The sequence below is a fragment of the Erwinia psidii genome, assembly GCF_003846135.1.
Classification (GTDB): domain Bacteria; phylum Pseudomonadota; class Gammaproteobacteria; order Enterobacterales; family Enterobacteriaceae; genus Erwinia; species Erwinia psidii.
The window spans coordinates 61,641-76,725 of sequence record NZ_RHHM01000008.1; the positions used below are offsets into that span (position 1 = coordinate 61,641).

16 protein-coding genes, 1 tRNA gene and 2 pseudogenes are annotated in these 15,085 nt (G+C 53.0%); 8 read left to right on the plus strand and 11 right to left on the minus strand.

The features are described from left to right. Positions 1-72 precede the first annotated feature (72 nt). The 4 genes from EB241_RS11410 to EB241_RS11430 all read left to right on the plus strand — a co-directional run bounded on the left by EB241_RS11410 (position 73) and on the right by EB241_RS11430 (position 3,680). A complete protein-coding gene (locus EB241_RS11410) occupies positions 73-684 on the plus strand; it encodes a hypothetical protein (RefSeq protein ID WP_124233301.1) in 612 nt (203 codons plus the stop codon). A 147-nt stretch (positions 685-831) separates the two neighbouring features. After that, a complete protein-coding gene (locus tag EB241_RS11415; RefSeq protein WP_124233302.1) occupies positions 832-1,782 on the plus strand; it encodes a DUF1281 domain-containing protein in 951 nt (316 codons plus the stop codon). A gap of 128 nt (positions 1,783-1,910) precedes the next feature. Next, positions 1,911-2,606, plus strand: a complete 696-nt coding sequence (locus EB241_RS11420) for an N-6 DNA methylase (RefSeq protein WP_124233303.1) — start codon at positions 1,911-1,913, stop codon at positions 2,604-2,606. A gap of 255 nt (positions 2,607-2,861) precedes the next feature. After that, a complete protein-coding gene (locus tag EB241_RS11430; RefSeq protein WP_124233304.1) occupies positions 2,862-3,680 on the plus strand; it encodes a DUF4225 domain-containing protein in 819 nt (272 codons plus the stop codon). Here EB241_RS11430 and EB241_RS11435 read toward each other — a convergent pair. Then, positions 3,658-3,987 carry a hypothetical protein gene (locus tag EB241_RS11435; RefSeq protein ID WP_124233305.1) on the minus strand — a complete coding sequence of 110 codons (330 nt, stop codon included), beginning with the start codon at positions 3,985-3,987 and terminating at the stop codon, positions 3,658-3,660. The two genes, EB241_RS11430 and EB241_RS11435, sit on opposite strands and share 23 nt — an antisense overlap. A 348-nt stretch (positions 3,988-4,335) precedes the next feature. On the opposite strand from EB241_RS11435, the pseudogene EB241_RS11445 reads away from it, so the two are divergent. Next, positions 4,336-4,670 (plus strand): annotated as a pseudogene (locus EB241_RS11445) (DUF4113 domain-containing protein); the annotation flags it as partial. Positions 4,671-4,867: 197 nt separating this feature from the next. Next, positions 4,868-5,698, plus strand: coding sequence for a hypothetical protein (locus tag EB241_RS11450; protein ID WP_124233307.1), 831 nt, complete (start codon positions 4,868-4,870; stop codon positions 5,696-5,698). Between the two features lie 352 nt (positions 5,699-6,050). Here EB241_RS11450 and EB241_RS11455 read toward each other — a convergent pair. The 8 genes and pseudogenes from EB241_RS11455 to EB241_RS11495 form a co-directional block, all read right to left on the minus strand. Then, a pseudogene (locus EB241_RS11455) lies at positions 6,051-6,566 on the minus strand (class I SAM-dependent methyltransferase); the annotation flags it as partial. Next, the gene (locus EB241_RS11460) at positions 6,559-6,849 is read right to left on the minus strand and encodes a hypothetical protein (RefSeq protein WP_124233309.1); all 291 of its coding nucleotides are present in this window, start codon (positions 6,847-6,849) and stop codon (positions 6,559-6,561) included. The pseudogene EB241_RS11455 and the gene EB241_RS11460, both read right to left, overlap by 8 nt. Beyond that, positions 6,842-7,120: a hypothetical protein gene (locus EB241_RS11465; RefSeq protein ID WP_124233310.1), complete on the minus strand. Its 279-nt coding sequence runs from the start codon at positions 7,118-7,120 to the stop codon at positions 6,842-6,844. Before EB241_RS11465 ends, EB241_RS11460 begins: the two co-directional genes overlap by 8 nt. Before the next feature lies 1 nt (position 7,121). Next, positions 7,122-7,385 (minus strand): LysR family transcriptional regulator, encoded by a 264-nt coding sequence (locus tag EB241_RS11470; protein WP_124233311.1) that lies wholly within the window; start codon positions 7,383-7,385, stop codon positions 7,122-7,124. A gap of 356 nt (positions 7,386-7,741) precedes the next feature. After that, positions 7,742-8,233 carry a hypothetical protein gene (locus tag EB241_RS11480; protein WP_124233313.1) on the minus strand — a complete coding sequence of 164 codons (492 nt, stop codon included), beginning with the start codon at positions 8,231-8,233 and terminating at the stop codon, positions 7,742-7,744. Positions 8,234-8,275: 42 nt separating this feature from the next. Continuing rightward, complete coding sequence (locus EB241_RS11485; RefSeq protein ID WP_233592594.1) at positions 8,276-9,475, minus strand: conjugal transfer protein TraF; 1,200 nt, start codon at positions 9,473-9,475, stop codon at positions 8,276-8,278. A gap of 101 nt (positions 9,476-9,576) precedes the next feature. Then, on the minus strand, positions 9,577-10,545 hold the full coding sequence (locus EB241_RS11490) for a conjugal transfer protein TraE (protein WP_124233315.1): 969 nt from the start codon (positions 10,543-10,545) through the stop codon (positions 9,577-9,579). 174 nt (positions 10,546-10,719) lie between these two features. Next, complete coding sequence (locus tag EB241_RS11495) at positions 10,720-11,310, minus strand: hypothetical protein (RefSeq protein WP_233592595.1); 591 nt, start codon at positions 11,308-11,310, stop codon at positions 10,720-10,722. A gap of 154 nt (positions 11,311-11,464) precedes the next feature. On the opposite strand from EB241_RS11495, the gene EB241_RS11500 reads away from it, so the two are divergent. Both EB241_RS11500 and EB241_RS11505 read left to right on the plus strand, forming a co-directional pair. Continuing rightward, the gene (locus EB241_RS11500; protein ID WP_124233316.1) at positions 11,465-13,027 is read left to right on the plus strand and encodes a TraI domain-containing protein; all 1,563 of its coding nucleotides are present in this window, start codon (positions 11,465-11,467) and stop codon (positions 13,025-13,027) included. 45 nt (positions 13,028-13,072) lie between these two features. After that, positions 13,073-14,020 carry a tyrosine-type recombinase/integrase gene (locus EB241_RS11505; RefSeq protein WP_407644272.1) on the plus strand — a complete coding sequence of 316 codons (948 nt, stop codon included), beginning with the start codon at positions 13,073-13,075 and terminating at the stop codon, positions 14,018-14,020. A gap of 276 nt (positions 14,021-14,296) precedes the next feature. On the opposite strand, the gene EB241_RS11510 is transcribed toward EB241_RS11505, so the two are convergent. Together EB241_RS11510 and dicD are read right to left on the minus strand one after the other, a co-directional pair. Next, positions 14,297-14,372 (minus strand) — tRNA-Phe (locus EB241_RS11510). 110 nt (positions 14,373-14,482) lie between these two features. Next, positions 14,483-15,061, minus strand: a complete 579-nt coding sequence (gene dicD, locus EB241_RS11515) for a division control transcriptional repressor DicD (protein ID WP_124233318.1) — start codon at positions 15,059-15,061, stop codon at positions 14,483-14,485. Positions 15,062-15,085: the final 24 nt, after the last annotated feature.

Sequence of the window (15,085 nt, forward strand, 5' to 3'; positions counted from 1 at the left end):
ATTAACGTTTTAACACTTCCCGGAGGGACCTTCCCTCTGGGGAGGTTTTCTCCTGACTTTACCGGAGGAACCATGATCCGATTTACGTCCACTGCATTGCGCCCGCTGCTTTCACAGGCCGATGCCACTCAGCGTCCGCTGATACTTGAGCGCGGCCCCGACCTCTACCTTCGGGTACCGGACGACAGTCGCCCCGGCGAATGGCTGAAAGCCTATGCCGACGGTTGTGATCCCCGTACGGACGCTGACTGGTCAGCAAACTCTGCGGCGCTGATACCGGACGGCCAGTTTTCTTTTAAGACCTTTATCGCGCATAACCTTTGTGATGATGTACTGGAGAAGCACCACGATTTACTGATGATGCCTTTCATAGAGGAAGTCACGAAGGCACTCACCCTGTACAAAGAGACGCGGCCACCGCAGGTAGTTTATGTACCGGTGGGGGAGTTCCGTGACCGCACAGACTGGCTTTATGACCAGTCGCAGAGGCATTACCACGCCTGCGTGAACGATGCCGAATGTATCAGCTGGCGTTCGCAAGCGCTGTATGTGCTGGACCAGGTTATCCGACTGGATGCAAAACGCGCAAAGCCGGCCGATCGCGAAAGGTTTGCGCGCGCCGTCGAAAGCGTGCGCGGGCGTATCAGCCTGGTGAAGCCTGACGGATCGGTCAGGCATTTCTGATTCTGTTTTATGATCCTGCACGCCCGGCTTCATACCGAAGCGGGTGGCATAACGTAACGGGCGACAACCGTCGCCATCATCCCCCTGAGGGCATCTTCCTCAGGGAGATGCCCTCTTTTTGTTTCAACCTTAAAGAGGAGTTCGACAATGTTTTCATGGTGCCATAACCGTCTGGAAATCACCGGTAAGTCAGTCTGCATTGATGTGATGCAGTCATGGGTCGCCGGCACGGAAACCCCGTTGTATCGCCATGCCATCCGGCGGGGGATAAAGCTGTTTCTCGCCGGCTGCGCCGGGATACTCAAACCGGTGAAGTTTATGGAATATGTGCCTTATCCGATGCTGACCGCATCAGGAACGGGCACGCATACCGCGCCGAATCAGGCGTTCCAGCACTTTCTGGAGCTGCTGGAAAGGGACGCCTGGCTGGACGGCACGACGCTTTCACGCCTGGAGAAAATCTGGCAGATGTCAGATATCAGTTCTCTTAAGTGGGAGAGTATTCCCTACCCGGCGCGACAGATAATGACACAGCTGATGGCCGTACACGGTGCCGACTGGTTCGGCATGGCGGGGGCAGGCGGGCAGTTCGATCCGCAGGATCGCTGGGAATGGCTCAACGCGCTGCCGGAGACCACCTGTCCGTGTGACATGCTGATGGTGATGCCGTCACGGCTGGCCACGGAGCTGAATGGAAACAGCGGACTGTTTACCGGCCTCAGCAGCACCTCTGAGCTGTATGTTCAGCTGTTTGGCATGGAGTTCCCTGCGGGCCATCAGGCACGCTGGAACCGTGAGGATATGAGTTCACTTACGCTTATTCTCTCAACGCCGTGGTATCCCCCGTCTGGTGAGGTCATGGGGGAAATGTCACAGATGTTTGACTGCGAAATCCGTCACTACTGGCTTTCACCGGATGTCGGCCTCTCCGGGTATAACTGTTTTGACCGGGGTGACCACGTTGACAGTGGGCCCTGGCCGGAAGACGCCTCAGGCGTCTCCGCTCACGGTGAAAACGCCCGGATGTACCTGGTGGCGTCAGAAACGTCAGATGTGCCGACGCCAGTGGCGTTACATTATGGCAGCATACGTGCTTAGCGTTATCAGAAAGCCGGTTTAACCGGTTTACTCTCCGGCCACAGCGTTTGCTGTGGCCATTTTTTTCCACTCCTGAGGGAAACATCGTTTCCCTCAGGGGCGTGTTCCCTTTTTTTACCGGAACACGTATGAAAAACCGAATTAATCACGAGAAGGCGTTTCTCTCTCTTTTTAACCAGACCGCCCGGTATTACCCTCGGCACAAAGTGTTCGAGGACTTTATCAGTTGCAGCGTCATTGCCTTTCAGAACGGCCTGCAATTCTGTGACAAACGTGAGCAGAAGTACCTGAAAATCGTGGGCGGGTACAAAAAGCCTGATGCGATGAATCTGGCCGGGTTACTGGCACATCTGGTGAACGGCCTGGAGGAAACAGAGTGTGACTTTCTGGGGCAGGTTTTTATGCAGCTGGAACTGGGTGATAAATATCGCGGCCAGTTTTTTACGCCGTGGAGCGTGGCACGGATGATGGCGCAACTGCAACTGGGCAGGGTGGAAGAATGGTTCCGGGAAAAACCGTTTATCACGCTCTCAGAACCTGCCTGCGGTTCAGGTTGTATGGTACTGGCGTTTGCCAGTGTGCTGCGGGAGGCGGGTTTCGCGCCGCACCGATATCTGTGGGTCTCCGCCACCGATATTGACCCGCTGGCGGCAGGGATGGCGTTTCTACAGCTGTCGCTGTGCGGGGTGGCGGGGGAAGTAGTTATTGGCAATGCGCTGCACGATCAGCGCAGGCGGGTACTCCACACGCCGGCACATTACTGGGGAGGATGGTCTGTCCGGCTGCGGTCACGCCTCGCAGAGCAGGCTGAAACGGCAGCATAAAACGATTTAACTGACTCAACAGAGGATTTCTGAACGATACCCGGGAGAATATGAAGCCTCACCGCTTCATATTCATCCTTTGGCTCCGGTCTGACCTGCTCATCTGTTTTCAGCCCAGAATGCTGCGGGGTTGCAGCAATGGCCTCAGGTGTTCGGTTTGGAAGGAAACCCCATCCGGCATTTCCGGCTGAAAAGACAGTTTACAGCTGATAATAACGGGGTATCATCGGTGAAGTAATATACAGGGAGAACAGAATGGACGCGGCATTACTCGATATGATGCGCTCAGGCGGGAGAAATAAAGCCTGGGCTGAAACAATGGTTAATCTTGAGGCAAGAAAGCTTATCAATACAGCTAATACGCTGTCTGCTTTCCATCTCAGAGATGGTCTCACACGGATGAATTTTGTTCAGGAAATAAAAGAGGTTATTGAGCAGCAGTTTGCTGCCGCACGACGCGCAAAGTCTGATGAAGAATGCATAGCCTGCGTAAAAAACCTCAGGGCAGAGACCGAAAATCTTGAAGAGCAGGGTCGAATGCTGCGCACGAAAGCGGCGAAACTTTACGCCAAAGTGGAGTTCGTCCGGGAAAATAACAAAATTGTGGGGTATGTGATTTCTGCTGTAAATGTGGTTTTGTCCGGCGTTGAAATAGCTGTTGGTCTAACTCTAATAGGTTCTATGACGCCTTTGGGTGTTCTGGCTGGTGCAGTTTTGGTTACTGATGGTGCGAACGGCATAAGCAAAGAAATTGCGCACTACGCAATGGATAACAAAACCTCGGAAGGTTTGGTTGCTGATGCAGCTATGTCCACAGCTGAATTCATGGGGTTCAGCCGTAAAAGCGGGTTGGGGATCTATAAATCAGTCTCGCTTGTTGCGAATGCATATAGCATATTCGGTCTGTTCAGACGCCCTGGAACATGGCGTTTATTTCGATATCTGCCCGCCGATTATTACCGGAAAGTCAGTACCATGAGCCGTCCAAAGCTCACAATGAAAATTGTCGGTTATGGTGTTAAAGCTAAGGTCATATTTGACCTTATGTCCGTTACTGACGCGGTTCATAATTAGTCGTTAATCTGCGATAGCGCCATGACTTGTATGCCAGCTTCGCTGGGGTTAAATACCATATAAAAGGTAATACAATCGCAAGCGTTGCCGCAAGCGTGATGCTGGTATCTATAGGTGCCAGCATCAGAGTGAGAATAAGTATGGTAAAAGCAGCGATAGTAATCCACTTTGAGGCGTTGAAGCGGTTAGCAAGATCATGGATCACGGAATCCAGCGATCCGCCATAATTAGCAATATTGTTTTTCAGTTTTTGTAGATCTGCATGACTAAACCCTGACTTAAGTAGCGCAACATCACTTACTTTCATAGCGTTCCACCTTCCATCCTTAAAATGTAGATACCTCTCAGCAGCAATTATACACAAAAATCCCGGGTAAAGCTGGATGATGATAACCATCAGGTGGTTGATTTTTTTTATAAATAAAACAGAATGTTATCTCCTTTACGTGGTTTTTTACACGATTGGACCTCAAACTCCTCAGACTTTTGATTTTACTTGCGTAGGAGCACCAGGCATATTCCTCTTTATTAACACGCCCCGGCGGCACGGATACTGTATCGGGAAGCGGGAAAAAATGCTTACCATAAGAGGCATCCCGTTCCAGCATTCCGATGATTTGTAAGGGATTATCACAGACGGGACACACCGCAAACCATCGCTTCTGAGTCGCTCTTATCTCCAACCCGCGATACGCGTGACATTATTGAAGCGGCCATGCGAGCACTGGATAAGATATGGGAAGAGGGCCATCGTTATATGAAAGCAGGCGTCATGCTGGGCCAGTTCCGCAACTGAACCTTTTTGATGAATCACTCCCCGGAGCGAACAGCGGATGAAGGCTATTGACGGTATAAATCAGTCAGGCCTGGGTAATATCTGGTTTGCAGGAAGAGGGATTGCGCCAGAGTGGCAAATGAAGCGCGATATGTTGTCTCCTGCGTACACCACGCGCTGGGAGTGATATTCCCACGGCGAGATTTGACGTTTAGTCCAGGTGCTCGCTTTAAACAGTCTGCTCTCAGCGTAAAGTGGAAGTTGTCAATTATCCTTACACCTGATGGGTGTATTATTAACATCACTGTACATTAAGTATCGAGGTGCGGGTCATTTAAGGTAAGTAAAACATGTCACACCTTTATTTCTCTGAATGTAAAGGTGAAAGAATAGGAAAAAAACGGAGAGATATATGAACATATCAATGCCTTGGAGTTTAGCTGGACGCTTTTTTAAGTGGATATGGAGCAAAATTACCAGGTTATGGTTACTCAAGACTTATCAAAAATCTCACGAGTACAAAGCCAAGCGCCTTCGGTTAGGAGCGCGCTGGGAACCACTTGGTAAGTACCTGGAGTACTCATTGCGGCTTTCCAGTTCTGCCGATCATGAAACGGTAAAATCCCGTGTAGCTTTTCGGGCAAAAGAAATGCTGTTAGAGAATGTCACACTTTATTTTGAAGCATCTGGACATGGTATTCGTTACCAGCAGAAAATTGAGTTGGTGAACCTGGACCAATCTGTACTGATTGTTAACTTAGATCAAATTCCTCAGCAGGAGCTTATGGAGGTTTCTGAGCGCGGTATATTTTTTTCGATTACAGAAATTCAATTCATACAATGTGTCATTACGTTATCCGGTGGTTGCCAACAGCAGCCCTTCGATTCAAAAAGGTTTAGCCTGACGTATAGCTGGTTTCTTAATGACAAGTGGGTACGTCGCTGGGGAGAGTTATGGAACTGTAATGCTATTGAGCACGCAAAAACCGAAATAAAGAGTTACTGGCGTTGGCGGTTGGGAGAATTTAGACATTTTTCCCTTTACGATGATGAGATCGAGCCTTATTCATTGAATGGAATATTACGAAAAAGCCTGTGCATTTTTTTGATCAACCATTATATGATCACAGTACAGTTCTGGCTGGCGATACATTCTGGGTGGTATGTTCTGGGAGATGGAAAACTTAAGTTTAATCAGCGCCGAATTAGAAAAGCAAAATCCAGCAAAGCCTCAAATATCTGAATTTATATGCATTGTTCATTTCAAGCCACAGGCGCAGGAGGGCGAAGATATTACCGTGAATAATTACCTTCACTGCAAAGTTTGCAATCGTCCCAGATTCCCCAGGGAAGCGTTCTGATATGTCGGGCGAGAGTTTCATCATTTTTTCTCCGGTACGGTGAAAAGCCACGGCTGCTGGCTCAGCGGTTTAGTTTTATCGTGTGAACATTCATGCATGGTCAGGGTCCTTTTTCAGAAGATTCAATACGTTAAAAATTGCATCAGCTTCAGCCAGTAGCCCCTCTTTTCTCAGAGCATCTGCCTTCATCATAAGAACGCTGATGGCTTTGTCTGTTTCGCTCATTTCCTGAGAGTCTTTCAGAAAAAGGAGCCAGTGGGTCTTATCCGCTTTGCCGGTGCGCTGCCAGATCGTAGGCTGCTGCGGAGTCAGCGCGATAATCTTGCCGATGGGGATTTGCGTTTCATTCCATTTGAATACCAGCGTACCGTGGGGACGTAATACCCGAAATGCCTCGCTGAAACCCTGCCGTATATCGTCCTGCCAGGTCTCCCGGTTTAACGCGCCGTATTTTTTACCCATCCATGATTTTTTGCCGACGCGCATAAGGTGGGGCGGGTCGAAGATTACCTGGGCAAACGAACCGTCAGCGAATGGCAACGCACGGAAGTCAGCTATAACGTCCGGCATGATGTGCAGTTTACGGCCATCGCACAGCGTATGATGCTCACAACGAATATCAGTGAATACGGCGCGTTTGTCTCTCTTATTTAACCAGAACATCCGCGAACCACAGCACACATCCAGAATGGTGTGTCCGTTTCCTGATGCCACTGTGGTTGCGGGGCAGGGGACGCCGGATTTAATCATGCACATCACCTTTTTCCCCGGACATAATTGCGATTGCATAATTTGCGATTGCGTAATCGTTGCCACGCAGAACACGTACTGCCCGGGTGTATTCAGGCACCAGTCTTTCTTCGAACGCATTCAACGCGGTGGAACAGAAATTCATCCCTGTCTCATCATCGTTTTTGTAAGCAAATGAGCACATCATCGGTATCCGGTGCGTTTTGCAGATCGTGATGATTTGCGTCATCAGCGGAGCAATCTGCTCGTCATAAACGTTCTCAAGGTCAAAATATTCAGGCATCGTCGCCTCCCTGTGCGCGGTCTAAACGCTCAATTTCAGCCAGGAGTAACGCCGTCGCTTTCACCAGGTTACGGCGGTAATCTTTCGGTTTGAAGCTGCCATCATGCCAGTCAGCTGGCCAGTAATTCTCAGCCTCCATCGGTTCGATATAGCTGATGGCCGCCGCTGCCAGTTCGTTGCCAACATACGTATCATCCTGCTGAGTTGAATATCCTTTTACTGACTGCTGGCGCTGGCGTTCAGCAATAACGTCATTAATTGCCTTGCTCATTTCATTTCTCCGCTGAAGAAGTTTTAATTTCGTCTGTCAGCTCAATAATTAATTTTGCAATTTTGTATATACGCATTCCTTCATCATTGAGAACCTTATTGCGCCCCTTTCTGATAAACAGAGACTTTCCCAGTTGTTCTTCAAATAGCGCCATCTGCTGTGATAATGCGGATTGTGTACGATTGAGTTCTGTAGCAGCCGAAAGGAATGTTCCTCTTTCTTTGATAAAGACAAGGCTGCGTAATACACCAGTATCAATATTCATTTATTAGACCTGTCAGTGAATTAGTCATCATTGAGCACATCATTTCTTCAGTCGTAATACAGAAAATAAAAAATCAGTTTTTTATTAATGAGGAAGTACAGGCCATTTTCCTCCGTATTCCATGATTTTCCTTATGGAGTCTTCCGGGTGATTATGGCTGTACTCTCCCCAGTAACGTTTTATTGCAGGGCCATCTATTACCTGAATAAATGCATATAATCTGGACTGACTGTCTGACAGAATACACTTGCATCGGGCATTGTTGCTGTCATACAGCAACCCATTGATTTCGACTTTGATGCTAATTGCAGCCATTTCTCTGACCTCATGATTTAAATTTCTGGATTCAGATGTGTCTACCCACCGTGACGGGCCACGGCCGGGATTTGCTTCCACAATCGAGCGGTCCACGCCTCTTTCAGATGTGCGGGAGTGGATGAACGGTAGTGCGCGGAAATCACGCTGGTCTGGCTATTTCCCGTCACCTCCAGTGTCAGGCGGTCGTCGCCGGCCCAGTTGCGGCTCATGCGGTAGTAACTGCCCGGTTGCGCCTGCCAGCTGGCTCCCTCTGAAATGGCTGAGGCCGACCAGCCGACGTTACCCTGACCACTGTTACGTGCGGCAGTGACGTCGTCCTCTGATACAAACCCGTAATGTGCCTTCAGGCGCAGGGCTACCGTATCCACGGGGACGGCTATCGTGGCGGACTGCCAGCTGACCTCGTTGCGTGCTGGTGTCCCTTCCGTATTACCGTTACGTTGCTGCGTGGCGGGGCTGAGCAGGCTGCTGCATCCCGTTAGTGTGAGCATCAGCATCATGATGGTGGCGTTCAGGGCTGCATGTTTCATGAGTATTTTCCTCCCGGACCGCGTGAAGGCGGCCCTGTATCATCAGAACGTAAAGGTGAGCTGGGCGACCGCGCCGTAGGTCCGGTCGGTACCGGCCATGCCGGTCAGGTCAAGATGGACCACGTTGAACGGCGAAATTCCGACGCCTGCCGTCACCACGTTCTGGTCATGGCCGCGCATATCGGCGCGATAGCCGGCACGTAGCTGGAGCAGGTCCCAGGCATTAACTTCAGCCCCCACGCCGGCATATTGCGCCTTTGCATCGGACGCGAACCCGCTGGCGGGCGTCAGGTCAACGTCCGTTGCCAGCGTGATGACCCCGTTGCTCCATGATGCACCGGCCGTGGCCTGCGGACGTATCTGAAAGGTGTCTTTCCGGTCGTTTACCGTCAGAGTGTTAACATCCCGCGACACCAGGTTCTGCGCGGTCAGGCCGAGCGTCCACTCCGGCGTAAGCCGGGCGGAAAGCCCGAGGTCCACGTTGCCGCCGTTTTCAGAACGTTTCCATTCGCCGTCATGAAAGTCTGAGGTGTTGTAATCACTGACGGAGACGTTGTAGTTCCAGGTATCCACTCGCTGGAATTTTGGCGTGATACCGACGGAAACCGGCGTGCCTGCCAGGGTGAACTGATGTGCCATTGCCAGACCGTACTCGCTGACCAGCGCCGCCACGCCCTCTGCGCGGGATGTCAGCTGATTAAGGTCCTGCTGACCGGCCGGCACAAGCCCGGTCTGCACCGCATCGAGCCAGAGGAGGTCATGGTCTGTCACCACCGTGCGCGCTTTTGCCTGCCCCCACCCCTTAAGGACCAGTGCAAAGGGCAGCGTTTCGTTCGGGATGGTGATGACGGCGGAGACACCGGCACCGGCCCCCGCGTTGTCGCCGGAAACGTTGCGCAGGGCGTTATTCAGCGCGGCGGCCTGAGTCCGGGCATCGGTTCCTGATGACGCATTCAGCGCCGTCCAGGCATCCTGCACGCGGTCAATGCCGTCCCGGAGATTATCCGGATCGCTCACCTTCGCTCCGACGCCGGGCAGAATGATGCCCACATCATCGCTGGCAGCGTGGCGGGTCATCAGCGCAGGGTTAACCAGCGCGGCACCAGCCCAGCCGGAAGACGCCACGCCGGTGCCCCCCATCGCGTCATTACGCGCTTCAGACCAGGCGGTGGCACCGATGGCCGGGCCGGCGGCCGCCATCAGCGCCAGGACTATGCTGTGCTTCATCATTTTCACTTTCATCAACTTTTACCTTTTATTATTCTGGACAAAGAGATTCCCTGATGCTGATGCACCAAATTATTTAAATAACTTCAAATTTCTTATTATTACGCTGGTATTTCTTAAATCAGTGTTTCTGCATAACTTTGCCATTCGGGCGTAATGTACGCTTCGGGTTTTCTTATTCCCCGTATTTCATTTTCCTGCCAGAGGGAATCGAAATACCGGTTTTCAAAATGTTTATCCAGCGCATCGAAGACGGATAAGGGTATTTCGCTGCCATCTTTAAGTCGTGTGTAAAGATATTCCGGTGCCAGCCGGGTGCTGACTTCTCCCAGCCATGCTTCTCTTCTCAGCGTTTCACAAAAGGCCAGAAACGCATCCGTGCCTTTATTTTCCTCACCGGCATTTTGCATTAATCCGCTGAAGACGTTCACACGCAGCCAGATGCCATTAATTTGCTTCAGACGAAAAATACTGACAGCAATATCATCCGCGTCTGTGCCCGGCTGCGGGAATTTTCTGTCACGGCGTACCAGGCAGATTTCCGGTATACCGGGTTCCCCTTCAGAAGACAGGCGTGTGGCCACCTCCCGCCAGTCTGATATGACGACCGGCCTGACGGGGCGGTCGTCCGTGCCGTCGAGCCAGGCGGATGACACGCCCGTCCAGGCGGCAATCTGCCTGATGACCGGCGCGGTCAGGTGGTCCAGCGTACGTTCGCGGCTTTCCAGCACGCTCAGCCTGATATTCAGCCCTGCCAGCATCGTGGCCACGCTGTCTACGCTCAGGCGGTGTGCGTCCATCAGCTGGCAGAACCGGTCATAAATGCGGGTGACCGCCGCGCGTTCAGGCATCAGCGTCTCGGTCATCACACCCTCCATCAGGGTATTCACCAGCTCGGCGGCTGAGATGCCCAGATTGCGAGATATCTCCAAGATAAACGCCCGGACGGCGGGGCGAAAGCGGATATTAACCGGCGTACCGTCCGTCTTGTTGCCGTCCGCAACCTGCCGGACGAGCTGCTGCATCTCCTCATTCTGCCCCAGTGCCATGCGGGAGATGAGGGTGGTAAGATTATGACGGTTCATAGTTCCCCTGGTGTTGGTCCGTATCCTGCGCTGAGGCCGTGCGCCCCGTTTGTATCCGCTGTGATGACACTACCAGGCCGTTCAGCGCCTGTATAACGGATAAATTCGATCATTCAGATCGACTACATGCATGTAGCCACTCTGAAGAAGCCTGAATGTTTTCAACAGGCGAAATTATTTTTTGCCGCTGAAAGATTTCCGGCGGATAACCATCACCGGCCAGGCCTCCCGGAAGGCCGGACGCCAGCGCCACTGGCGAAAGAGGATTTCCAGCTGCATGACGGCCCTGGCCGCCGGGGTGAAGGGAACGCTGAATACCCGGCAGCGGAACGGCTGTCCGCAGTCCGTCAGCTCGCCCAGAAGGCGGCGTATCCGTGCCTTTGTCAGCAGGTGAGAGGAGACAATGACGGTATCGTGATGCCGCAGGGCCACGCAGGTCGAGACGCTGACGGCCTGCCAGAAGGCGCTCACCTTTGGGGCATCCAGTCCCACGGTCGGCTGCCACGGGGCGAGATGCACCCATGCCCGCCCGCGACGGCGGCTGACCAGCGTCAGGCCGGGCCGCAGCAGGCTTTCAGCCATGCCCAGTGGACGCAGCAGAAAGGGCAGTGCAAACATCAGCGGCCACGCCAGCCAGAATTGTGTGTCGTCAGCAGCGGTCAGGGCAAAGCAGGCCGCGCCGCAGAGCGTCAGCCAGATGAAGAGAACAAAAAATACGATGCGCTGCTGCATGGCACTTCCCGGAGGGTGAAAAGGGGTCGTCATCAGAGCATCTGCCCTGAGATGCCGCAGCGATAAATCCGATATCCGCGCCTGAAAATTAACGCAAGCGGTATTTATATCCGCCCTCGCCCCGGCTTTTCCGTTGCAATTCCTCCCCCGGCTTTTAGCGTATCGGCATTTTCAGGAAGCGGGGTTAATGATGATGCGCATACCAGGATGGCTGACGGGCAGGGGAAGGCAGGACAACAGCGTACCTGCCACGGTAACGCAGGCCGGTCAGGGCGGTGCGGCGGGTTTTTATGCGGTGCGGTCGGGCCGGGACATGATGCAGACCGGTGAGCGGCAGCGTCTTATCCGGGCACTGTCGGACAACAGTCCGCTGTCCGGGCCGTTCACCGAGGCATGGTGGCTGCGTCCGCTGGAAGAACTGGCCGCCAGGGTGCAGGCGTGCCCGGCGGCATGGAGCGGACCGTTCTCCGGTCCGGGTGGTTTTACCGACCTGAGCCTGAATGTGGCCGTACGGGCGGTCAGGTTCGTGCGTGGCATGATGCTGCCGCCGGGTGCCACGCCGGAGGCGCAGGCGGAGCAGGGACCGGGCTGGGCCTGTGCAGTTTACTGGGCCGGACTGCTGCACCACCTCAACTGGCTGACGCAGATGGAGGGAGAGGAGCAGGGCGGTCATGCCTGGTATCCGGGGCTGACCCTCCCGCAAACTTCGTGGCGCGTGCGACCCGGGGCAGAGGGCCGCCCGATGCGCGGGGCGTATATGGCCCTGACGCTGCTGCCCGCCGACGGTCTGGTCTGGCTCCAGCGCTGGCCGGCGCTGTCAGAAACCCTGCTGACGTTTCTCGCCGGCGAGCGGGCACGCTCAGGTATCCTTCACGGTATTATCAGCGATGCGTTAAGCAGCTGTGGAATGAGCCCGGACACGTCCCCGGAGAGTCAGGCTCCCGCCTGTGCAACCCCGGCGCTGGCGGTGTCCGCGCCAGCCTGTAACCCCCCCAAACTATCTGAAACCGCCGCTAAGCCATTGTCCAGTAATACTGATGTATCAATAACTTCTGCACCGATAAAAACGGACGTGGCTCCCTATACTCTCTTACCAGAAAGCAATCATTCTTCGTTAGCAGATATACCTGCCGGAATGGCACTGGCGTCCGCGCTGGGTGCTGGCGAGGGCATCGTGCCCCTGACTGAAAATGGCGACAGCGCAAGTGATGGGCAGGATGGACCGCCGGATACAGGCGGACTGCTTTCCCTGCTTGACCTGATGGCGGATGGGAAAAACGTGTCCGGCCCCGACGGTGCGGTGACAGCTGAGCCGGACGGAGCGAGCGCTCCGCAAGCCGTGGAGAACGCCAGCGAGGCAACGCGGCCTGAGGCAGAAAGTCCCGGCGACGCCTTTCTGGCCTGGCTCAGGGCGGGGGTTGACGACGGCACGCTGACGGTTAACGGGCAGGACAGCATCCTGCACGTCCTGGCGCAGTTTGTATTTATGGTCTCACCGGGGTGCTTTTACCGCTACGCCGCCTCTGACGGCAGCCTCACCACGGACAAGGATGCGCTACAGAAAAGCTTTGAGGCGCTGGGGATACATCATTCACGAAAGGGTAAGGGGCTGTTCCATTACCACCAGTACGACTCGCCGGATAAAAGCGGACGTTATACCAGAGTGTCAGGCTACATGATTAGCGCTGACTTTATTTTAAAAAAAGGACGCTGTCCCGCAGACAGCATATGGCTTTCCGCAAAGAAATAATATGCGGGTTTAACGTGATAACACGGGGATAATATGGAGCAGAGAATGACGTTTGAGGATATTTTAACGGACTATTTTTTCAGTAAATCACTCCGTCCGGCAACGGAATGGAGTTACCGCAAGGTCGTCCGTTCTTTTTCGACCTGGATTGGTGAAAATATTATGCCAGAGGATGTGGACAGACGTATGGTACTTAACTGGCGGCGTCGGGTTATTAATGATGAGGGACTGACCAAAATCACCTGGAATAATAAGCTGACGCACATGCGGGCAATATTTAATTTTGCCATCAGTCAGGGATTTATATCTTCAAGGGATAATCCGTTTAATGGCGCGATAGCGCGACCGGATGTTAAACGAAAAAAAACGCTGACCGATGAGCAAATCAAACGGATTTATTTGCTGATGGAGGCGAGAATTGCCGATGAGCATACCGGACGGACGGGAGTGCGCAGAAATGCTCTGAGCCCGGCCTGGTTCTGGCTGACCGTTGTGGACACCCTTCGCCGGACAGGTATGAGGCAGAATCAGCTGCTGCACATCAGGCTCTGCGACGTCAATTTAAAACATAACTGGATAAGCCTGCGTCCGGAGGGGGCCAAAAATCACCGGGAGCATCGCGTCCCTATCACCCGACATCTCCGGCCCGGACTGGAAAGGCTGTACAATCTCTCGATTGAGCGCGATGCAAAAATGCACGACCAGCTTTTTAATCTTTCCCGCTTTGACGGTCGGCGGAACGAGGTGAGTGAGAATATGGATCATCCGCCGCTGAGGGCTTTCTTCAGAAGGCTGTCGAACGAATGTGGTTTTGTGGTCAGCCCGCACCGTTTCAGACATACGATTGCCACTAACCTGATGAGTCTGCCTGAACGTAACCTCAAGATGGCGCAGGATCTGCTCGGACACTCGACGCCGGCGGTGACACTCCAGTATGTGGAAAGTGATATCGAGAAGGTCAGAAGCGTGCTTGAACAGCTGGATGCGGCATAGGATAAATCTTAAGTCAAATCTAAGTCGATGATTATCAATATGGAAAAAAAAGGACATAACGCTTTACAAAAGATTGACAAAGAAAGGATCTGAGGGTAAATACGTTCGTGAAGTATTTTTAATGGATGTGAGAAGTCCCGAGGATGCTGTAACATCCTCCGGACTTTAAGTCCCGTGTTCAACAATGGTGCGGTAAGTGAACTACCAACATCATGCTGGGGACCACTGTCTTGCCCGTTAAGGATCTCATCCCTTAACGAACAGGCTCTGAAGAAGTGGTGCCCGGACTCGGAATCGAACCAAGGACACGGGGATTTTCAATCCCCTGCTCTACCGACTGAGCTATCCGGGCAACGGGGCGCATTAAACCGTAAAGGCGGTCTGTCGTCAACGTCTTTGTCATAAAAATTACCCGGATATGCACTGAATGTCTGCTTTTTATTCGTGCTGGCTGAATTTCGCTCAGGCCAGCGCACCATTCCTGCGACACAGCGCAATGTTCAGTACATCTTCAGCCAGCGAGCGTGCCGTTTCCACTTCCTGCAGATTACGCTTTACCAGCAGGCGGCTCAGGCAACCTTCGAGGATCAACTCCATTTGATGAGTGATAAGCTCCGGGTTATCAGTTTCCAGAGCGTTGAGCAGATCGTGGGTGTATTGCCATGACGCACGCTTCTGCCGTTCGGCAACCTGATGGATGGGATGGTCCGGTTGAGGAAAAAAGCTACAGGCAGCAATAAACAGGCAGCCCGGATAGCGATTGTTGCGCACCGCCTCTTCCAGTACCTGGTAGCGTGCCAGTAGTTTCTGTCCGACGTTCAGCGTTTCATCCAGCAATAGCTTATGCCGCCAGGTATCAATCTGTTCACTGTGGTAGTGCAGGGCGTCGTACAGTAATGCATCACGATCCGGCCAGTGTTGCTGTAAATCTTCTTTCGGACAGGCCAGCGTATCGGCCATCATGGCAAAAGACATGGAGCTGGCCAGGCCATTTTGCTCAAGTACGTTCAGTACATGCTCAAGTACCTGTTCACGTTGCAAGTGACTCTCCTCCTGCGTGTATTT